At 63.9% G+C, this 20278-nt stretch carries 17 protein-coding genes; 13 read left to right on the top strand and 4 right to left on the bottom strand.

Translation table 11 applies throughout. The features are described from left to right. The first annotated feature begins 121 nt into the window (after positions 1-121). Positions 122-1324: a helix-turn-helix domain-containing protein gene (locus AB0366_RS03565; protein WP_366242721.1), complete on the top strand. Its 1203-nt coding sequence runs from the start codon at positions 122-124 to the stop codon at positions 1322-1324. Positions 1325-1439: 115 nt separating this feature from the next. Next, complete coding sequence (locus AB0366_RS03560; RefSeq protein ID WP_366242720.1) at positions 1440-4004, top strand: alpha/beta hydrolase fold domain-containing protein; 2565 nt, start codon at positions 1440-1442, stop codon at positions 4002-4004. A gap of 12 nt (positions 4005-4016) precedes the next feature. Here AB0366_RS03560 and AB0366_RS03555 read toward each other — a convergent pair whose 3' ends face one another. Further along, positions 4017-4853 carry a PaaX family transcriptional regulator C-terminal domain-containing protein gene (locus tag AB0366_RS03555; RefSeq protein WP_366242719.1) on the bottom strand — a complete coding sequence of 279 codons (837 nt, stop codon included), beginning with the start codon at positions 4851-4853 and terminating at the stop codon, positions 4017-4019. A gap of 174 nt (positions 4854-5027) precedes the next feature. On the opposite strand from AB0366_RS03555, the gene AB0366_RS03550 reads away from it, so the two are divergent. From AB0366_RS03550 to AB0366_RS03505, 10 genes are all read left to right on the top strand, one after another. After that, the gene (locus AB0366_RS03550) at positions 5028-6572 is read left to right on the top strand and encodes a long-chain fatty acid--CoA ligase (protein WP_366242718.1); all 1545 of its coding nucleotides are present in this window, start codon (positions 5028-5030) and stop codon (positions 6570-6572) included. Position 6573: 1 nt separating this feature from the next. Continuing rightward, positions 6574-9315, top strand: coding sequence for an acetoacetate--CoA ligase (locus AB0366_RS03545; protein WP_366242717.1), 2742 nt, complete (start codon positions 6574-6576; stop codon positions 9313-9315). Continuing rightward, positions 9312-10247, top strand: coding sequence for a 3-hydroxyacyl-CoA dehydrogenase NAD-binding domain-containing protein (locus AB0366_RS03540; protein ID WP_366242716.1), 936 nt, complete (start codon positions 9312-9314; stop codon positions 10245-10247). Before AB0366_RS03545 ends, AB0366_RS03540 begins: the two co-directional genes overlap by 4 nt. Positions 10248-10271: 24 nt before the next feature. Beyond that, complete coding sequence (locus AB0366_RS03535; RefSeq protein WP_366242715.1) at positions 10272-11159, top strand: amidohydrolase family protein; 888 nt, start codon at positions 10272-10274, stop codon at positions 11157-11159. 124 nt (positions 11160-11283) lie between these two features. Next, positions 11284-12396 carry a GGDEF domain-containing protein gene (locus tag AB0366_RS03530; protein WP_366242714.1) on the top strand — a complete coding sequence of 371 codons (1113 nt, stop codon included), beginning with the start codon at positions 11284-11286 and terminating at the stop codon, positions 12394-12396. A gap of 47 nt (positions 12397-12443) precedes the next feature. Then, positions 12444-13748 (top strand): barstar family protein, encoded by a 1305-nt coding sequence (locus tag AB0366_RS03525; RefSeq protein ID WP_366242713.1) that lies wholly within the window; start codon positions 12444-12446, stop codon positions 13746-13748. 293 nt (positions 13749-14041) lie between these two features. Then, positions 14042-14506, top strand: a complete 465-nt coding sequence (locus tag AB0366_RS03520; protein WP_366242712.1) for a hypothetical protein — start codon at positions 14042-14044, stop codon at positions 14504-14506. A gap of 16 nt (positions 14507-14522) precedes the next feature. Next, the gene (locus AB0366_RS03515; RefSeq protein WP_366242710.1) at positions 14523-14972 is read left to right on the top strand and encodes a nuclear transport factor 2 family protein; all 450 of its coding nucleotides are present in this window, start codon (positions 14523-14525) and stop codon (positions 14970-14972) included. A gap of 62 nt (positions 14973-15034) precedes the next feature. Further along, on the top strand, positions 15035-15631 hold the full coding sequence (locus AB0366_RS03510) for a hypothetical protein (RefSeq protein WP_366242709.1): 597 nt from the start codon (positions 15035-15037) through the stop codon (positions 15629-15631). A 120-nt stretch (positions 15632-15751) separates the two neighbouring features. Beyond that, positions 15752-16615, top strand: coding sequence for an alpha/beta fold hydrolase (locus AB0366_RS03505; protein ID WP_366242708.1), 864 nt, complete (start codon positions 15752-15754; stop codon positions 16613-16615). Between the two features lie 9 nt (positions 16616-16624). On the opposite strand, the gene AB0366_RS03500 is transcribed toward AB0366_RS03505, so the two are convergent. Both AB0366_RS03500 and AB0366_RS03495 read right to left on the bottom strand, forming a co-directional pair. Continuing rightward, positions 16625-17533: a dioxygenase gene (locus tag AB0366_RS03500; RefSeq protein ID WP_366242707.1), complete on the bottom strand. Its 909-nt coding sequence runs from the start codon at positions 17531-17533 to the stop codon at positions 16625-16627. Positions 17534-17544: 11 nt separating this feature from the next. Then, positions 17545-18600 carry a maleylacetate reductase gene (locus AB0366_RS03495; RefSeq protein WP_366242706.1) on the bottom strand — a complete coding sequence of 352 codons (1056 nt, stop codon included), beginning with the start codon at positions 18598-18600 and terminating at the stop codon, positions 17545-17547. Positions 18601-18784: 184 nt separating this feature from the next. Here AB0366_RS03495 and AB0366_RS03490 point away from each other — a divergent pair, with 184 nt between their 5' ends. Then, complete coding sequence (locus AB0366_RS03490; RefSeq protein WP_366242705.1) at positions 18785-19564, top strand: IclR family transcriptional regulator; 780 nt, start codon at positions 18785-18787, stop codon at positions 19562-19564. Positions 19565-19616: 52 nt separating this feature from the next. Here AB0366_RS03490 and AB0366_RS03485 read toward each other — a convergent pair whose 3' ends face one another. Further along, entirely contained in the window at positions 19617-20225 is a 609-nt protein-coding gene (locus AB0366_RS03485) for an NAD(P)H-dependent oxidoreductase (protein WP_366242704.1), read from the bottom strand. Positions 20226-20278 lie beyond the last annotated feature (53 nt).

The raw sequence follows: 20278 nt of genomic DNA, 5'->3' as shown, positions 1-20278 counted from the left end.
CTCCAAACCCTGCGCCGCAACCGTATTCGGTCCGGCGACAGGGTAGCTCGAATCTCCGCCGAGTCTCGCTGGAATGGTCGTTGTGCGCCCGAACCCACACGGGCGGATGAACAATGTCGGTATGCAACCGGACCCGCGTGACGTCGATCGAGGTGTACGCGAGATCGCGGCGGTGCTCTGGGCCGACGTGGAAGACCTCGTTCAGGACATGACGGCTCTCGTGGTGAGCAGGCATCCGCAGCTCGAGGCGTTGGGTATGCGGGACTACGTCGCGGGCAGCGGGGCGGTCAATCTACCGATTCTGCTCGACGGCTTGGCCCGCAATCGTGAGTCGGATTCGTTCGACCTGTCGGTGGAGGTCGCCGAACAGACGCTGCACATCGTCCGTTCGGGAGCGCCGCTGGATCTGGTGAGCGCGGGATATCGAATCGTGGCGTCCTGGGTGGTGGAGTTGTGGACCGACACGGTGGCCGTCCGGACCGATCTGCCCGAATCGACCAAGATCGCGGTGATCAGGCGCGGGACACGATTCATCCTGTCCTGGACGGAATCCTTGGTGGCCGGAATCGGCGACGTCTACCGAACGGAATTGGCGCGCATCGCCGCGGAGCGCTCTCGCGAACACATCGAATTCGTGCAAGCGGTGCTCGACGGGACCGTCGGCGATGCAGGCCTGATCGAGAAGAGGCTCGGAATGGCCTTGGCAGGCCGGCATCTGTGTTTGATCCTCCGTGCCAACGGCCCCGACGATCGTGCCGCGGACCTGAAGAACGCTCTGTACCGTCTGACGTCGTCCGCGGGGGTCGCCACCGAGGTCACGGTCGTCGCCGATCAGCGGACGGTGTGGTGCTGGGTGCGCAATCCCGAAGGGCGAGAGATCGATTGGTCGACTCCGATGGCGGGCGTCACCCTGGCCGTCGGCCGCGACGCGCCGGGGCTGTCGGGGTTCGTCGGCAGTCACCGATTCGCCACGGCTGCGCTGCGGGTGGCCGACCTGCGATCCGAACCGCCGGCGCGAGTGCGATACGACGACATCGAAGTGGTCGCTCTGTGTACCGGTGATCCCGATACCGCGAGGGTGTTCATGGCGACGGTGCTCGGACCTCTGGCGAAGTCCGGTGCCGCTGCAGCGCGCCAACGCGAGACGCTCGATGCCTTCGTGCAGTCGTCGATGAATTTTCGGGCCACCGCCACCCGGCTGGGGTTGCACCACAACACGGTGCGCTATCGACTCGACGCTGCCGAGAAGGTCCTCGGCTATACGATCGAAAGCCGAAAACTCGACCTCGAACTCGCGCTTCGACTGCATGCCTGGCTCGCCTGACCGATTGACCAATTGGCGCAAAACTCGTCGCCAGGTTGGTGACTTGACCGTGACGCAGACCACGTCGACCGTCCTACCATCGCTCTCACCAGCAGATTCGAGTAAGGGACTCCACATGAGAGCAGATGTTGACGTCGTCGTGATCGGGGCAGGATTCTCCGGTTTGTACGCGATACACAAGTTCCGCGACGAGATGAACATGACCGTCGCGGCATTCGATCTGGCCGACGGACCGGGAGGGACCTGGTTCTGGAACCGCTACCCCGGGGCGCGATGCGACTTCGAGTCCGTCTACTACAGCTTCTCGTTCTCCGACGAACTCGAGAACGAGTGGCGTTGGAGCGAGCGCTTCGCCGGACAGCCGGAGATCCTTGCCTACTTCGAGTGGGTGACCGACCGCCTGGACCTTCGACGCTCCATCTCGTTCGGCGTGGGTGTGGAGCGCCTCGACTGGGACGACACCGACGCGTTGTGGACCGTGTGTACCTCCGACGGGGCACGGACGACGGCCCGCTTCGTCGTGTCGGGTGCCGGAGGATTGTCCAAGCCGAAGGCGCCCGAGTTCCCGGGTTCGGAGTCGTTCCAGGGCGAGCTGTACGCCACCAGTACGTGGCCGGCCGCCGAGGTGGACTTGACCGGCAAGCGAATCGCGGTGGTGGGCACCGGTTCGTCCGGGGTTCAAACCATTCAGGAGGTGGCCAAGGTCGCCGGTAGCCTGACCGTCTTTCAGCGTAGTGCCAATTACGTTGCCCCTCTGGGTAACAGGCCCATCAGTGCCGAGCAGCAAGAGTGGAACGCTCTCCATCATGCGCAGATCCGCGCCGAAGCGAGTCCGGTCACCGGGGCCAGGTTCGAGCTCCCCAGAACGTCTGCGCTCGCAGTGTCCGCCGAGGAACGGAAGGCGCGATACGACCAGATGTGGGAACGAGGTGCTCTGGCTCTTGCCATCTCGAGTTTCATCGACATCTCGACGTCGATCGAGGCGAACGACACTCTCGCCGAATACATTCGCGATCGAATCAAGGCGCAGGTACACGATCCGCGTACTGCGGAACTGCTGTGCCCCGTCGATCACCCCTACGCCACCAAGCGCCCGCCGTTGGGAACGAACTACTACGAGGTCTACAACCAGGACAACGTGGTTCTGGTCGATGCGCGGACAACTCCCGTCGAGCGCATCACCGAACGCGGTATCAGGACGAGCGACCAGGACTACGAATTCGACGTCATCATCCTGTCGATCGGCTTCGACGCCTTCACCGGTGCGCAGCTGGCCGTCCCCACCGTCGGGCGAGGCGGGGTGACACTGAAGGAACACTGGGCCGACGGCCCAGCGAGCTTCCTCGGTCTCGCATCGGTCAACTTTCCGAACCTGTTCAACATCTGCGGGCCGCCCAGTGCCGCTTCGCAATACAACACACCGACGCTCATCGAGAAGCAGGTCGACTTCGTTGCCGGCGCGATCGTCCGCGCGTCGGAGTTGGGTGCACGTGCCGTCGAACCGCTGGCGGGTGCCGAAGAGGCATGGGCCACGCTGGCCAACGACATCCTGCAGATGACGTTGCTGCCGCTGGCCCCGAACACGTGGTTCCTGGGCGACAACATTGCGGGCAAACCCCGCAAGGCGTACGCGTTCCTCGGTGGCCCGCACTTCTACCTGGCCCTGTGCGAGCAGGTGCAGGCGCTGGGCTACTCCGGGTTCGCATTCGACGGAAAGCCGGCGACGGACACCCTTCCGCCACTGGTTCGCTTGAATGCAGCTGCGGCGCTGGCTGTATCGGGTGCGATGCTCTCCGGTGCGCCACCGATGGAAGACATCTCGATCGAGGAGATGCGCGCGCAGGTGCAGATGCAGACCGCGTTCCAGATACCGGGGCGAACGGTGAGCTCGCAGGACGTCGCAGGCAAGGGGCTGCGGGTCTACCGTCCCGATCGGGGTGGCCCGCTCCCTGTCGTGGTGTTCTATCACGGTGGCGGCTTCGTCGCGGGTTCGGTCGAGGCTGTCGACCCTCTGTGTGGCCACCTCGCCGAGGAGCTCGGATCGATCGTCGTCGCGGTGGACTATCGCCTGGCGCCCGAACATCCGTACCCGGCCGCTGTGAACGACAGCATCGACGCAGTGCGGTGGACCGTCGACTCGATCGCTGACTTCGGCGGGGATCCGCGACGGATCTCTCTGATGGGTGAGAGCGCCGGAGCGCACATGGCAGCGGTCACTGCGCTGCAGGCCCGCGACGAGGGGATCGATCTGGTAGCCCAGGTGCTCGTCTACCCGCCGATCGATCCGGAAGCCGCGACGGCCTCGGTCCTCGAGTTCGCGCACGGTCCGATCCTGACAGCAGCAGCGGGAGAACGGTTCTGGGAGCTGTACCTGGCCGGTGCAGACATCACGTGGAAGAACTCGCCCAACCGAGCCTCGCTGGCCGGCGTCGCTCCCGCGCTGGTCGTCACCGTCGAGTTGGATGTCCTACGAGACGAGGGAGAGGACTACGCGCGTCTGCTCGCCGACGCCGGTGTCGAGGTCGAGCGCCATCGCGTCGACGGAGTGTTCCACGGGGCACTGAGCATGCAGGCCATGATCCCGAAAGCGCGCGAGATAACAGATGTGGTGCGCGACTTCCTTCGCGATCGGACGAGTGTTGCTGCAGTGGAGCACAATTTGGCTGGTGCCGAGGTCTGAGTCCGATGTCGGCTACACCTCGATCGAGTCGAGTCCGTGTGACTCGATCTCGGTCGAGGCATCGCCGAGGATGGCATCGAGCGACCGGAACAGTCGGTCCGCGGTGTCGGCAGGCCAGTCGTGAGGAAGCAGGGTAGCCGGCAGCAACGGATCGGCCCTGCCCACGAACAGCCAGTCGGCCTGCAGGTGAATTCGTGCGGCAAATGCGCCCTCGGCGTCGAACACGCTGACATCCGTGCTCGCCCAACGAGCGTCGAACACCCTGTAGTACTGAGCAATACGATCCAGGTCGAAGGCATCGGACACCAGTGACTCGTCCGTGGTGGGGGGGTGAGCTCGGCCGATCATGACGGTGAGGTCGGCTCCGACGAAGTCGGAGCCGAGGATCGCCGACACGTCGCGGCTGCCCGGGGTGACCCACAGCCCGGACGCGGTGGTGCCGAACCCTGCCCAGCCGAGTCGAGACCGTGCCCGGTGTCGAAGATGGCGTGCGTCCTCCGGGACCGAGAGGGCCACAGTGGTCCACTGTCCGTCCCAGGAGGATTGCTCGGCGGCGCGCCACACTCGGCGTGAACCGTCGTCGAGAACGGCGGATCCGTGCTCGGTGAGCGAGTAGAAGGTCTTGCGACCCGACTTGTGGCGACCGAGCATGCCGCGATCGGTCATCCGGGCAAGCAGTGACCTGGTGGCCGAGCGGCCGACATCCAGCCACTCGAAGACCTCGACGATCGATGCGCCGCTGACTGCGATCGGCTTCCGCAGCAGGTGCATTCCCATGAAGGTCAGCAGCAGAGACTGCGGGGTGCTGGTGATCTCGACAGTGCCCCCTGTGTATAAGTCGCTCCGCATATCGGCAGTGTAGTGACGGCCCGGCGGTAACGATCAATACAACGCATTTCATTGACGTCACGTAACTCTCATGCATAGTATGAGTGAATCTTGTTCGTGCGCGGAGCATCCCTGCGAGATATTCGCGAGTCGACGCCGCCACGCCGTCAACACCCGAGGATCGAGGAAGCCGGCATGACTTCTCGTTACCGTCCAGGACTCGCGACGCTGTCGGAGCGAAGAGCGTCGAAGAGCGCCGACGCGATCGCGTCGATCTACCTGGGTACAGAGCTCACCTACCGCGAGGTGCACAACCGAGTGCTCGTGCGCGTCGACGAGATGGCACTGGCCGGTGTGCGACGCGGAGATCGCGTCGCCTATCTCGGTCCCAATCACCCCGCCCTGATCGAGACGATGCTTGCGACCGTGCGTATGGGTGCCGTCTTTCTCCCGCTCAACCACCGACTGTCGGCACCCGAGCTCGAATATCAGTTGGGTGACGCCGATGTCGTTCTCCTCGTTGCCGATCCGACTCTGGCGGCCACCGCCGACGAACTCCGCGGGGTGACCGCTGTGGAGTACCTTCGGTGGTCTCCCGAGCAGGCCGTGCCACCCGCCGATCCAGTCTCGGCCGCCGACGTCGGTGGGGACGATCCGGCCTTCGTTCTCTATACCTCCGGGACCACGGGACGTCCCAAGGGCGCAATTCTCACTCACGAGAATCTGCTGTGGAACAGCTACAACGTGCTGCTCGACGTCGACGTGTCCTCGGACGAGGTGGCCCTGATCTCGGCCCCGATGTTTCACGTCGCCGCGCTCGATCAGATCGTGCTGACCGTGTTCCTCAAAGGCGGTACCAACGTCATCGCACCCCGATGGGACGTCGACGACACTTTCGATCTGATCGACCGGTACAAGGTCACCTGGATGTTCGGCGTCACGTCGATGTATGCGCAGCTTGCACAATCCCCACGGTGGACCGATGCCGACCTGGGCTCCATCCGCAGCGTCATGTCCGGCGGCGCTCCCATCCCGTTGCGGCTGATCGAGATGTATCGGGACAAGCAGGTGACCTTCTGCCAGGGGTACGGCCTCACCGAAACCGCCCCTGGGGCAACGTTCCTGGGTCCCCGAGATGCCGTGCGCAAGGCCGGCTCTGCCGGTCGACAGGTGATGTTCGCCGAGGTCCGGATCATCGACGGCACAGGTGTGGAAGCGCAGCGCGGAACTGCGGGGGAGGTGCTCGTCCGCGGGCCGAACGTCACCCCCGGATATTGGGCGAACAGCGAAGCGACCGACGCGGCGTTCACCCCAGGGGGGTGGTTTCATACCGGAGACATCGCCTACGAGGACGACGAGGGCTTCGTCTACATCGTCGATCGGATGAAGGACATGTACATCTCCGGCGGGGAGAACGTCTATCCGGCCGAGGTGGAGAATGCGCTCTTCCAGCATCCCGAGGTGATCGAATGCGCGGTGGTCGGTACTGCCGACGACCGGTGGGGCGAAGTGGGACATGCCTACGTAGTCACCGCGGAGAACTCGACACTCGATCGAGAAAGCCTGTGCGAGTTCGTCGGCCAACGCCTCGCTCGCTACAAGGTGCCCAAGATCGTGACGTTCGTATCGGATCTTCCACGCACGGCCTCGGGCAAGATTCGCAAGCAGGACCTCCGCAGTGGCGGCGCACTGGGAGCGCACTCGGACCTGGCAACCACCATCGGCAAAGGCGTCAACTGACATGTCCATCGCAATCTCCGAGTCCTTGACCTTCGAAAGAGACGGGGACGTCGGCATTCTGACGCTCGACCGCCCGAAGAAGCGGAACGCCCTCGACGACGCGACGGTGAACGCGCTGGGTGACTTCTTCCGAACGCCGCCCGACGGGGTGCGGGCAGTGGTGCTGACCAGCTCCGGTGATCACTTCTGCGCCGGGCTCGATCTGGCCGAACTGTCCGAGCGCGATGCCGTCGGGGGCCTGCACCACTCGCGAATGTGGCACAAGGCGCTCGGTGAGATGGCGAACGGCGTGGTGCCGGTGGTGGCTGTTCTCCGCGGTGCCGTGATCGGCGGAGGTCTCGAGCTCGCCACCGCCGCACACATCCGGGTAGCCGAGCCCAGCGCGTATTTCGGTTTGCCGGAGGGGCAACGCGGTTTGTTCGTCGGAGGCGGTGCGTCGGTGCGGGTCCCGCGTTTGATCGGCGTCGCTCGAATGCAGGACATGATGCTGACCGGACGAGTGCTCACCGCACAGGAAGGCGAGCGGATAGGCCTTGCCGGTTATCTCGTGGACGACGGAGATGCCACTGCCCTCGGGCTGGCGCACAAGATCGCGAAGAACTCACCCGTCACCAATTACGCTGTTCTGCAGGCGCTCCCACGGATTGCCGACGTCTCCCAGGACGACGGACTGATGATGGAGTCCCTCATGGCAGCGGTCGCACAGTCGAGCTCGGAAGCCAAAGAACGCATGAGCCAGTTCCTCGACGGCAGCGGCCCCAAAGTGCGCGTGGCACCCGAACCCGAGACGACCCCGGTTCTACGACCGGTTCCCGCCGACGCACGCAAGACCTCGCGCGTCGGCGCATTCATGGAATGGCTGTCCACCACGCGCGGTCTCGAGTTCGAGGATTGGGACGCATTGCAGCGGTGGTCGACCGTCGAGATCGAGCAGTTCTGGGAGTCGATCTGGGACTACTTCGGCGTGGTGACGCACACGCCGTACGAGACTGTTCTCGATGCCCGTGTCATGCCTGGCGCACAATGGTTCACCGGCGCGTCGATCAACTACGCCGAACATTCACTCGGAGTCGACGAAGACCTGAACGCCGTCGCGGTCAAGGCGCGGTCGCAAACTCGCGGTACGACGAACCTGACGTTCGGCGAACTGCGTGACGAGGTGCGCCGAGTGCGTGCCGGTCTCGTGAATCTCGGTGTGCAGCGCGGTGATCGCGTCGCCGGGTATCTGCCGAACATCCCGGAAACGTTGATCGCGTTCCTCGCCACCGCCAGTCTTGGGGCGATCTGGGCGGCATGTGCGCCGGAGTTCGGTGCGCCCAGCGTCGTTGACCGGTTCGAGCAGATCGATCCGAAGGTTCTGTTCGTGGTCGGCGGCTATACCTACGGGGTCAAGAGTATCGACCGCGGCGAGGAGATCGCCCGTATTCGAGCAGGTCTACCCGGTGTCGAGTCGGTGGTATCGGTCGAGTACGGCGAGCATGCGGTCGAGAACGCGATCGCATGGAATGATCTGGGCCGCAACGAGAATGTCGGTGCGCCGGGTTCGCTTCCCGCGGTGGAGCCGGTGCCGTTCGACCATCCCCTCGTCGTCCTGTTCTCGTCCGGAACGACGGGTAAGCCCAAGCCGATCGTGCACGGCCACGGCGGCATTCTGCTCGAGACGCTGAAAAACCATGCTCTGCAGTTCGATCTCGGTCCTGGAGATACATTCTCGTGGTTCAGTACCACCGCGTGGATGATGTGGAACTCGCTCGTCGGCGGGCTGTTGGTGCGGTCGTCGATCGTGATGATGGACGGCAACCCGGTGTATCCCGACGTGCGTTACCAGTGGCGTATCGCCGCAGAAACCGGAGCGACGGTGATGGGGATGAGTCCGGGCGTCGTCATGCAGACTCGGCGCGACGGGCTGAAACCGACGGTGGAATTCGATCTGTCCGCGGTTCGACAGTTCGGTGCCGCAGGCAGCCCGCTACCGGTCGACGGTTATCGCTGGATCTACGAGCAATTCGGCTCCGACGTGCTTCTCAACGTCGGGAGCGGAGGCACGGATGTCTGCACCGGCATCGTGCAGGCGTCGCCGTTGACGCCGGTGTATCTGGGCGAGATGTCCGGGCCGAGCCTGGGTTTCGCTGCCGCGGCGTTCGACGACCACGGTCACTCCGTGGTGGGTGAACTCGGGGAACTCGTCATCACCGAGCCGGTACCGTCGATGCCCGTGAAGTTCTGGGGCGACGACGACGGATCTCGCTACCGCGACGCCTATTTCGGGAAGTATCCGGGTGTGTGGTGTCACGGCGACTGGGTTCGCTTCGCTGCCGACGGCGCAGTGGTGATCAGTGGTCGATCCGACGCGACCCTCAACAGAGGCGGGGTCCGGCTGGGGACTGCCGAGTTCTATCGCGTCGTCGAAGAACTCGACGGCATTGCCGACTCGCTGGTGGTCCACCTCGAAGACGATCAGGGCGGAATGGGGCAGTTGATCCTGTTCGTCGTCACCGACGAGGGCGTGATTCTCGACGACGAGCTGAAGAATTCGATCTCGATGGAACTGCGAACGGCGTTGTCTCCCCGTCATATTCCCGACGACATCCGCGAAATTCCGGTCGTTCCGTACAACCGGACCGGGAAGAAGCTGGAGATTCCGGTCAAGCGGATTCTTCTCGGTGCCGATCCGGCTGCCTTCGCAACTCCCGGATCACTTGCTCGACCCGACTCGCTCGACGCATTCGCGGCCGTCCGATGAGCGCAGCGGTTGCCGTTGTCGGAACCGGGGTCATCGGGGCCGCATGGACTGCAGGCTTCCTCGCCGCAGGACTGGACGTGGTCGCTACCGACCCGGCCGAGGGAGCCGAAGCGCGGTTGCGTGCCTCGCTACACGACACCCTCGATATCGCGTCCGAGTTGTGCGGTCGTACCGTCGCCGAACGTGGAAGCCTCCGATTCGTCGACTCCGTCGCCGAAGCCGCCGCCCACGCGACGTTCGTGCAGGAGAGCGGGCCCGAACGCCTCGATCTCAAGGGCGCGCTGCTCGCCGAGATCGACGCTGTCGCGCCACGCGGAGTGGTCATCGCGTCGTCGACTTCGGGTCTCGAACCCACTGCCCTGCAACAGTTCTGCTCGATCGACCCTGGCCGAGTCATCGTCGGGCATCCGTTCGATCCCGCCCACATCATCCCTCTCGTCGAGGTCGTACCCGGTCGCTCGACTACGGGGGAGTGCGCCGAGGAGGCCCTGGCCTTCTATCGGAGTATCGGCAAGAAGCCGGTACTGGTGCGGGCCGAGATTCCGGGCCATCTGACCAACCGGTTGCAGGCGGCGCTGTGGCGCGAGGCCTACTCTCTGGTCGACCGTGGGGTCGCGACGGTCGCCGACATCGACACCGCGATCTCTCATGGTCCTGGCCTTCGCTGGGCAATCGTCGGACCGCTTACAGGACAACATCTTTCGGGTGGTGAGGGCGGTATGCGCCATCTGCTCGAGCATTTGGGGCCACCCGCCCAGAAGTGGATGGACGACCTCGGCGAACCGCAGCTCGACGACGCTCTGGCGGACAAACTCGTGGCGGGCATGCACGACGAGATGGTCGGTATCGACCGAACGGATCTGGTCGCAGACCGCGATCGCCTGCTCGTGGACATCATGCGACTCAAACGCTCTGCTCGGCACCTGCCCTGATCATCGACAAAGACAAGGACCACCGTGACGTACGTTCCAGCCCTCGACCTCGATTCGCTCGTCGCCATCGACGTGCACACACACGTCGAAGCGGACGGCAATCATCACTGCTCGCTGGACCAGGAGCTTCTCGATGCGTCGGCCAAGTACTTCAAGCCGGGCGTCAATCGCACCCCGACCGTCGACGATCTGGCGTCGTACTACCGTGAGCGCAACATGGCGGCAGTGGTTTTCACTGTCGACGCACGTACTGCACTGGGGCACCCGCCGGTATCGAGCGAGGCGATCGCCGCCGAGGCGGCCGAGCATGCCGACGTTCTGATTCCGTTCGGGTCGGTGGATCCACACGATGTACCGGAGGCGGTTGCTCGTATCGGGATTCTCGCGCGTGACTACGGCGTCCGCGGGATGAAGTTCCACCCCAGTCTGCAAGATTTCGAGCCCAACGATCGAAAGTACTACCCGATCTACGAGGCCTGCGCCGAACACGGGTTGGTCGGACTGTTCCATACCGGTCAAACAGGCATCGGGGCAGGGCTTCCCGGCGGTCGCGGAATCAAGTTGAGGTACTCCGACCCGATGTTGCTCGACGACATCGCAGCCGACTTTCCGGACCTGACAATGATCTTCGCGCACCCGTCCGTGCCGTGGGTCGACTCATCGATCTCGATCGCGACGCACAAGGCGAACGTCTACATCGACCTGTCCGGATGGTCGCCCAAGTACTTCCCGCCGCAGCTGGTGCGCAACATCAATTCGCTTCTCGCGCGCAAGGCGCTGTTCGGATCGGATTTTCCCGTGCTCACCCCGGACCGATGGATCAAGGACTTCGCCGAGCTCGGAATCAAGGACGACGTCGTTCCACTCATCATGAAAGAAAACGCCATCCGAGTGCTGGGCCTGTCTCACTGACGGGCAGCTCACCGCGGACGTGATCGATCCGCGGAGGGATGCATCGTTCCGATTTCAACAAGCACCGTGGCCCCTGGCAGAATGAACCCGTCGCCACGGGACTCGGGGTCGGCTCGGTGCACGAGTGTCGAGTCGTGGTGACGTCACCCTCGTACCCGAAGGCCACATCCACATGCATCTGCTTCGACGATGGTGGTCGTTTCCCGCCGATTTCGCCTGGTCGGCCGCCTACCATCGGATGAGTCCGCTGCTGAGCCACGTCCACGTCGCGGTGGGCATCTGGTGCGGGTTCTTCGCGGCTCTGTGCGTCGCCGCGGCTCATACTCCGGCAGGGTTCGACTCGGGTTGGGCCGAGAAAGCCGGCTATGCGATCGCCGTGGCGAATACGTTGGTCGGAGTCGCCTGGGTCCGCGGACCGTTTCCTACCGAGAAGGTGTCTCGGTTGTTCGTCGCCTACATCGAGGTGGCGATCGCAGCCGTGTTGTTCCTGTTGGCCGATCCGTTCGTCGCGCTCCCTGGGGCAGCGGCCCTCGGGATCATCGGCAGCTACATTGCGGTCTTCCACAGTCCGAAGCTGTTCGTCGCTCATCAGACCTGGTCCGTTGCGGTGACCGGAGCCCTGCTGTTCGGGGCTGTCATGGAGCCTTCGGCCGATGTGGTGCTGGCGTACGCCTACCTGATTCTTCTGACCCTGATCTTGTTCTCTGCGCCGATACTCACCCAGTCACTTCTGTTGTTGCTGCGCAGCGACGCGGCCACTGCCTTCTACGATCCGCTGACCGGGCTCAGAAACAGGCGAGGATTGGACGCGGCGATCACTCAGCGAGGCAACGACCCGGACGGGCACGGCAGCGCAGCAGCTGTGCTCGTCGTGGATCTGGATGGGTTCAAGCTCGTGAACGACCGGTTCGGGCACGCACACGGTGACGTCGTACTTCGAGTGACGGCCGAGGCGATCGACGCAGCATTCCCGCCGCCCGCCATCACCGCGCGTACCGGCGGCGAAGAATTCGCGATCCTCACCTATGTCGACAGCGTCGCGGCGATCGAACAGGTCACCGAGCTACAGACACGACTGGCAGCAGACCCGGAGGTAGGCGTCACGGTCAGCGTCGGCGGTGCTCACCTCGAGGCCACCTCCGTTGCTCGTGACTTCCGCGGAGCCTGGAGCCGAGCGGACGTTGCGATGTACGCCGCGAAGCGGGCGGGCGGAAACTCGGTGTCGTTCGACCTGTGAAGCGTCCGAGGAGTCAGTCCTTCGGAAGTTCATGACATGCTCGATGAATGCCCATGCCCGACTGGCAGGACCAACCGGAAAATCGCGAGTACAAACGGAAGCTGCGCGATCTGCAGATTCCGATTCCGCGATGGTGGCCGGGTCGGATGAACATCGAGATCGTCGGCGGCGACCTCGAGACCGGTGCGGTGGTCGCCCATCTTCCGGTCGAGGGCAACCCCTACTTCGCCCGAGTGCCGGCCCACGGCCCGACTGGTGGCAACACCGATGTGACGCTGGCCGATCTCGATCGCAACCACGTACGAACCGAATGGGTCGACGGCGACTGGAAGTACATCGTGTTCGGTCGCGAGGAACTCGACGCGGTCGATGTGGGACACATCAGGATCTCGATGCGTTCGATCTCTCTGGAGGTGTCCAGTAGGGCAGTCACTTTCGATCCCACCGATCACGAACTGTTCGTCGTACAGGCCCAGGGTTTCGATTGGCAACTGCTACAGAACGGCTCCGTCCATCGGTATGGAGACCGTTTCGGACTCGACACCGCGAGCGCACACCTGGCAGAGCTCGGCTATATGGTGCACTCCCTCGATGCCGACCCTTGGCTCGATACTGCCGATATGCATACGGCCCTCGCTACCGCGTTGTCCTTTCCTGGCTCCTACGGACGAAACCTCGACGCACTGAACGATTGTCTCGGCGATGTGGGGCGGTACAGCTACGGAAGCGAATCGAACAGTGCCGGAACAGTGTTGGCCATCGCCGGCTTCGATTCTCTGCTCGATATCGATCGACCGACGGCGCTGGGGGTGCTCGACGTATTCGCGCGCCAAGCTCGGCTGTCCGCGCTGTACGGGCACGCGATGTTGTGCCTTGTCGAAACCCCCAGTGACGAACTCGGAAAAGTAGGCGGCACGGACGTCTCGCAGGCGACTGTGGCGGGGTTCCCGCCCGACCCACCCGAGCCGTTCGACGAGTCGACCATCATCGAGTTCGGGTTTCAGTTCTACGCAACGGCAGATGAAGCCGAAGATCTCGCCCTTCGGTTGGAGTCAGCGACGGCTCCGATTCTCGACGAAATCGGGCGATACTGCATGCGAGTCGATCTGGCGTCGGAACGTGCGGGGCAATCCGATGAACGGCACTCGAGCTCGTTCAGGCGTCGTGGACCCGGACAGGACCTCTACGAGATAAGCATTGCTACGCGGGGAACAGGAGATCGCAGCGTGCTCGGTGAACGGATCTTCGAGGCCGTCACCGGGTGCAGGCTGCCTTTCGGGCACATGAGCGAGACTCCGTTCGGTGGTCCGTTTCTGGCCGATGCACTCGAGAAGTACCCGTCGCTCGGTTGACTTCCGATCCGCGCAAGCTCACGGCCGCGGAATTCTTGCCGACTCGCAGGTGAACAACCGAGAACGGTTGGCGTAATGGGCCTCGACACCGGTTGGCGACCTCGATGCCCGACGCGTTGCCGCGCAGCAGATCCGCTGCGACCCGAAGTCGGAAGGTCCCGAATCGGACACGATAACCGTGAGTTCGCGGGTTTCGGATATCGGTTCAGGACTTGTGGACCGGAAGGTGCCAAACGGCTTCTGTTGGGGCACAATGCTCCTCGAACGGCACAACTCGACGACGGGGACGAGATATGCGAATCTTTGCGCGAACCACCGGTGTTGCCGCATCAGCGGCCCTTCTGCTACTCGTATCGCCTGCGTCCGCGCTGGCTGCCGAACCCGGGGACGTCACCTACTCGTTCACTGCTGTCGGTTCGAGCGTCGAGAACACGATCACGAACAACTCGGGCAGCGTGATCACCTGCGGGACGTCGCTCGCGCCGGCACCCGACGGAGTGCTTCCCCCGGTCGGTGAAGTGATCGGAAACGGACAGTCCCTCTACACGGGCGGGGAGGTGCCTGCAGGTGCCACCACCCAGGTGGTCGCCGACGTGCCGGCAGGCACGTACGTCGCCCTGGCGTCGTGCACGCTGACCGAAGGTGACTCGACTACCGCATGGATCTCGGACTACCCAGGTCTCGACGAGTTCTTGGCGCAGATCCCCTGGACGTCGTACACGGTGGAACAGGCCTCCGCCATCGTCACCGTCCAGTAACGCACAGGGATTCGACGTGGCCGCAACCCTGGAGCAAGCCTCCTATGTCTTTCGTGAATGGCACAAGCGCATCGAGGAACGCGACGCGCCCGCTCTGTCGGAGCTCTACGCGGCCGATGCGGTTCTCGAAAGCCCCCTTGTGCCAGTGCTGTTCGATCTGAGTTCCGGAATAGTCCAGGGAAGAATCGCACTCGACAGCTTCCTGCAGGAAACTACGCGAAAACGATTCGACGAGAACAGATCGCCGCACAGCACGGACATCTTCACGTTCGACGGGCACCGCCTGGTCTGGGAACACCCACGCCAGACGACGAACGGCGACAAACTCGATCTCGTCGAGATCGTGGAACTGGACGGCCCGCTCATCTCGAGGCACCGAATCTATTGGGATTGGCACGGTATCGCGCACATCGATACCTCCGACCGATCTCGAATCACTCGAAGGGATCGAGTCAGCCCGAGCTGAGGGTGTCCCTCACCGCGATGGCGTTATCCGATTTCGGCTCAGTTCTCCATACACTGAAGCCCGTGACTCGGGTGAGCGGTTCCCACGGCTCCGATCGTCGTCGTCTTCTGGCCGATGGGGCGATCGAACTGCTGGCGACCGACGGAGTGCACGGACTGACTCACCGTCGTCTCGACAAGGCGCTCGGGATTCCTGCCGGTTCTACCTCGAATGTGTTTCGTCGGCGCATCGATCTACTGCGGGCCGCGCTCGACGCGCTCGTGGAGCAGGAAATGGTGGTCGTGTACGACGCTCTGGGCGATCGTGAGCCCGGTCCGTGGAGTGTGGACACCGCCGCCGATGTATTCGCGGACGTGGTCGACGCGTGGCTGCTGCCGGCCAATCGCACTCTGCTCGTCGCGCGCTACACGCTGATTCTCGAGTCCTCACGATCCGACGAATTGGCACCGTTGTTGATCGCCGCGCGCGGCCGCTTCACGGCACTGGCGGAGTTGCTCTGTGCCGCAGCCGGTGTCGGCACCGAGGAGGACTCCATCGACCCGGCGATTCAACTTGTGGCCTGGGCGGACGGTGTGCTTCTCGCGCACGTCACCGCGGGAGTCCGGGCACCGACGCGTGCCGACGTCCAGCAGGGGGTTCGTAGGTTGCTCGAGCCCTGACGTCGATGCCGTGCTCGGGTTTCGAATCGCACTGGGTGTCGTTCCCGTACTGTATCGAGAAACTACGATCGTAGTTTCCGTCGAATCCGACGGGGGGATGCTGGGGCCGAGGGGTGGACGATGATCGAGGAACGAACGACTTTCACGGTGGACGGTTTCGAAGTAGCCGCAGTGATGACTTTGCCCGAGGGCGAGCAGGTGATGCCGTGCCCGGCGGTGTTCACAGCTCCGGGATTCGCTGGAGTCAAGGAGATGCTGATACCCGACTACAGCGCTGACCTCGCCGCCGGTGGGGTGGCGTCACTCGCATTCGACTACCCAGGATTCGGCGCGAGCGCAGGCGACGTACGCCAGCACATCGATCTACCTCAGCAACTGCGGTCCTTCCATGCCGCGCTCGACGCATTGGCGCGCGACCCACGCATCGATTCCGAGCGAATTGCCGTGTGGGGAACCAGCATGTCGGGAGGACACGCCATTGCTGTGGCCGCAGCAGACCCACGAGTGAAGGCGGTGGCCGCGATCATCCCGTTCATCAATCTCACTCCCACCGGCAATCTGGAGCTCGCTCCGGTCATCGTTCGGGACGCACTACGACGTCTGTTCCGCAGGCCGGGACTGACCATCCCGGCGGCGGGACGGCCGGGTGAGGTGGCGACGATGAACTCGGACGGAGCCTACGAATGGGCGCAGGAGATGGCGCGCGGAGCGGAGAACTACCGCAACGAGGTGACCGTCGCCTCGCTACCGGCCATGTTGCGGTGGTCGACGCGCAAGGCGGCAGCCCGTCTCGCCGTTCCGGTTCTCGCGATTCTCGCCGAATCCGACACCATCACTCCGCCCTCGCGAGTGCGCACGGCATTCGCTGACGTCGACACGGTCGAGTACCTGTCCTACCCCGAATCGCACTTCGAGCTGTTCACCGATCATGCTGAGGCAGTTCGTAAGTCGACGGTGGAGTGGTTGGTCGACAAGCTCGCGTGATCGGACTTCTCAGTCCTGCGCTGCGGGCACCAGCACGATGTCGAATCGTACGCGCGACCAGGTGCCGTCGACGACGCGGCCGTCGGGGGTCTTCGTACCGACCGGCTGCTGCTCGAAGTGTTTGATCAACGACTCCTTGACTCCGAAGACACTGTCGCCGTAGCCGATCGGATCACCCTCCGGAAAGATGTGCGTCACCAACGTGCGTGCGTCGTCGTGGGTCACCATGAAATGCAGGTGACTCGCACGCAACGGCGAACGTCCCACTGCGTCGAGCATCTTGCCGACGGGGCCGTCGTTGGGGATGGGATAGGGCGTGGGGGTCAGGCCCCAGAAGCGGAAGCTGCCGTCGGCCGCGGAGAAGAGGTGCGCCCGTGCCGCTCGCTTGTCGGCGTCGTACTGCACGTCGTACAGGCCGTCCTCGTCCGCCTCCCACACTTCGATGCGCGCACCCGCGAGCAGGTTGCCGTTCGTGTCGCGCACCGAGCCCTCGACCCAGCACGGCTCGCCGGGAGCGCCGAAGCCCATATCCTCGCCTTGTTCGATCGCGGGCGAGTCCTCGACGAAGAACGGGCCGAACACCGTCGACTCGGTGGCATTCTCGTAGGCCTGATGGTTGATGTTGACGGTCTGCATGCTCGCGCCGAGTACGTCGGAGAGCAGTACGAACTCCTGCCGGACATCGTCGGTGATGTGGCCTGCGGCGGTGAGGAATTCGACGGCACGGTTCCATTCCGGCTCGGTCAGGCGTACGTCGCGAACGAAGGCATGCAGGTGCGTGGTGAGCGAGACCATCACCTGACGCAGGCGGGGGTCCTCGCAGTGGTCGAAGGAGGCGACGACGGTGTCCACAAGCGTCTGTTCCACTGCCTGCTGCTGCGGCGAGACGTCGGCGGGGGAGTCGATTCGGGTGACCATGGCAGGTCCTTTCAGTCGATCGGTTCGCCGGCGAACGCGGCCGTCAGCAGCGTCGTCAGGTTCTCTTCGGTGACGGGGGTGGGGTTGTTCTCCGGGATGGCCTTCATGATCGGCATGACTGCGCGGGCGATGCCGTCCTTCGGCATACCGAAGTCGCGCAGCGCGGTCGGTGCGTTCACAGTTTTTCGAAGGTGCGCCAGGCCGCCGTTCGCTGTTGCAGTTCCGAACGCGTCGGAAATGCGTTTCTCCGCCTCGGGTGCGGACGGAGCGTTGAATGCGAGCACGTACGGCAACACGACGGCATGCGTCTGTGCGTGCGGTAGATCGAACATGCCGCCGAGGACGTGGCAGATCTTGTGGTGCATTCCCGATCCGGCCGATGCGAAGGCCACCGACGCGAGATACGCGCCGTAGAGGGTCTGCTCGATGCCGTCGAGCGAGTTGGAATCACCGGCCACGATCGGAAGGCCCTGCGCCAGAGCACGGATACCCTCCTGCGCCGACGCCCGGTCGATGGGGTCCGCCCGCGGACCCCACATCGAATCCACTCCGTGCGCCAACGCGTTGAGCCCACTGGCGACGGTGATCTCGCCGGGCAACGTGGTGAGCAGTTCGGCGTCGTAGACGATCGAGGCGGGCAGTACTCGATCGTCGACGCCGGTGGTCTTGACACCGTTCTCGGTCAGACCCCACACGTTGGTCGCCTCGGAGCCCGCGTAGGTGGTGGGGACGGCGACGATAGGCAGGCCTGTCGTCATCGCCACCGCCTTGGCCAGGCCCGTGGTCGATCCTCCGCCGACGCTCACCACGATGTCCGCACCCGCGGCGACTGCTGCCTCTCTGGCTCGCTGCGCAACCTCGGTGGGCACGTGCATGACGACCTCGGTGTGTTGCAGGACCACGGGAATCTCCCGGGCGATGGACTCGACCGAGGCTTGCTCTCGACGCGAGACGATGAGCATCACCTTCGAGGCACCGAGCGCGTCGACCTCTGTGGCAACGGCTTTCGGTGACTCGCCCGACGCGAACACGAGCCGCTGAGCGAGAGTTCGGTGAGTGAATTTCATGGTTCCTTCCGCACCTGCGGTGACTGAGTCGCCGGGAATTGCCGGTCTGCTGCATTGTCTGTGGTTGCGGTCACGTTGCACAGCCGAATGTCCGTTCAACGGACACGCCGCTGATCGATGGTTCGATGTTCATCCATCGAACATCTCTTCTAGGCTCACGGAGTCGCGAGAACGAGGAGGACAGATGCCCCGCGCCAACGAACCGGGTCGGTCGGTCAGCTCCCGACTCTGGGACCTGCTTTTCGCATTCGACCCCGACCACGTCGAACTGAGCCTCGCGGACCTGGTTCGACGCACCGGCATGCCGCATGCGACCACTCGACGGCTGACGCTGGAGCTGGTGGAGGTGGGGGCACTCGAACGTAACAGCGCCAACAAGTTCACGATCGGTCTGCCGCTGTGGCGTCTCGGCACCCTTGCCCCACGAGCCGAGACACTCCGCAGCGTCGCGCAACCGTTCATCGAGGACCTGTACGTGGCCTTGCGTCAACACGTGCAACTTGCCGTTCTGCAACACGATCACGCCGTCATCATCGAGAGACTGTCTGCCGTGAGCGCCGTTCGTCTCGAATCCCAAGTGGGCGGGCAACTTCCGTTGCACTGCTCCGGCGTCGGAAAGGTGCTGTTGAGCCACAGCAGCTCTGCATTCGTCGACGAGGTGCTCTCGCGTCGCCTCCCCGCCTTCACGCCTCACACGAAAATCGAACCCGACGCCCTGCGGCGAGAATTGGCGGACTGCCGTACTACCGGAATCGTTGTCGCCAGGGAAGAACTGACCGCGGGAGCGGATTCGGTGGCCACGCGCATCGTCGACGGACGCGGCACCGTCGTTGCGGCACTGTCGGTCGTGGTGGCCACCGGGTCGATCAACCTACAGGCCGTGATCCCCTCACTCGTCGCAAGCGGTCTGGGATTGTCCAGAAGCCTCGGCTGGCGTCCGGGCATCTCAGTCCGAAGTGGGTGAAGCGCGCCGCCGAACAAGGCCTGTAGCGCGGGCGTGGCTCGAATCGGCTCGCCTAACTCACCGCAGCAAGTCGGACGACCTGTGCGGCGATGCGCTCACCCAGATCCTGCGCTTCCGTAGCGAGTTCATCGCGACTTCTGGTATCGGTTTCATGCAGGAAAGTCGTCGATCCGACTGTGGCACCGCAGTATTCTACGATGCCCCGTTCGATCTGCGTTCGGAACGCGTCGTACACGCCGTGGCGTTCGAAGCTGTCGGCGTCGTCGCCGGCAAGGGCGACAAGGTGGACGGTGAGTCGATCCAGCTTCTTGACGAAGCCGCTGTCGGCAGTGATGTCGTAGGCCCATCCGCCGACGAAGACGCGATCGATCCATCCTTTGAGCAGTGCCGGCATGGACCACCAGTACATCGGGAAGACCAGAACCAGGTGATCGGCGCGGTCGATTCGTTCCTGTTCGGCACGCACGTCCGCGGGCGTGATTCCCTTGCCTCGAAACAGATTCAGGTCGCCACCGGCGAAACGTGGATCGAAGTTCTCCGCGGCGAGATCGGCCGTCTCGACGGTGCCACCTGCGGTGCGGATCGCCTCCGATACGGATCGGGCGACGTGGTGGGTCAGGGAGTCGGGGTCGGAATGGGAGACTACGACGAGTGCGGTCATGGCTGACTCCTTCGGGTGAGGTGAAACGGCTATGTACCAAGAGTAGGTTACTA

This window comes from Rhodococcus sp. NPDC076796 (assembly GCF_040702765.1).
Classification (GTDB): Bacteria; Actinomycetota; Actinomycetes; order Mycobacteriales; family Mycobacteriaceae; genus Rhodococcoides.
The sequence above is the reverse complement of the archived record's forward strand: the minus strand, read 5'-3'. Positions and strand labels throughout refer to the sequence as shown.

Bases quoted from the DNA above. Each gene is read 5' to 3' on its own strand.
- AB0366_RS03520 (WP_366242712.1), top strand. From the start codon at position 14,042: ATGCGAATCTTTGCGCGAACCACCGGTGTTGCCGCATCAGCGGCCCTT.
- AB0366_RS03550 (WP_366242718.1), top strand. From the start codon at position 5,028: ATGACTTCTCGTTACCGTCCAGGACTCGCGACGCTGTCGGAGCGAAGA.
- AB0366_RS03500 (WP_366242707.1), bottom strand. From the start codon at position 17,533: ATGGTCACCCGAATCGACTCCCCCGCCGACGTCTCGCCGCAGCAGCAG.
- AB0366_RS03540 (WP_366242716.1), top strand. From the start codon at position 9,312: ATGAGCGCAGCGGTTGCCGTTGTCGGAACCGGGGTCATCGGGGCCGCA.
- AB0366_RS03560 (WP_366242720.1), top strand. From the start codon at position 1,440: ATGAGAGCAGATGTTGACGTCGTCGTGATCGGGGCAGGATTCTCCGGT.
- AB0366_RS03505 (WP_366242708.1), top strand. From the start codon at position 15,752: ATGATCGAGGAACGAACGACTTTCACGGTGGACGGTTTCGAAGTAGCC.
- AB0366_RS03490 (WP_366242705.1), top strand. From the start codon at position 18,785: ATGCCCCGCGCCAACGAACCGGGTCGGTCGGTCAGCTCCCGACTCTGG.
- AB0366_RS03545 (WP_366242717.1), top strand. From the start codon at position 6,574: ATGTCCATCGCAATCTCCGAGTCCTTGACCTTCGAAAGAGACGGGGAC.
- AB0366_RS03525 (WP_366242713.1), top strand. From the start codon at position 12,444: ATGCCCATGCCCGACTGGCAGGACCAACCGGAAAATCGCGAGTACAAA.
- AB0366_RS03555 (WP_366242719.1), bottom strand. From the start codon at position 4,853: ATGCGGAGCGACTTATACACAGGGGGCACTGTCGAGATCACCAGCACC.
- AB0366_RS03485 (WP_366242704.1), bottom strand. From the start codon at position 20,225: ATGACCGCACTCGTCGTAGTCTCCCATTCCGACCCCGACTCCCTGACC.
- AB0366_RS03495 (WP_366242706.1), bottom strand. From the start codon at position 18,600: ATGAAATTCACTCACCGAACTCTCGCTCAGCGGCTCGTGTTCGCGTCG.
- AB0366_RS03565 (WP_366242721.1), top strand. From the start codon at position 122: ATGCAACCGGACCCGCGTGACGTCGATCGAGGTGTACGCGAGATCGCG.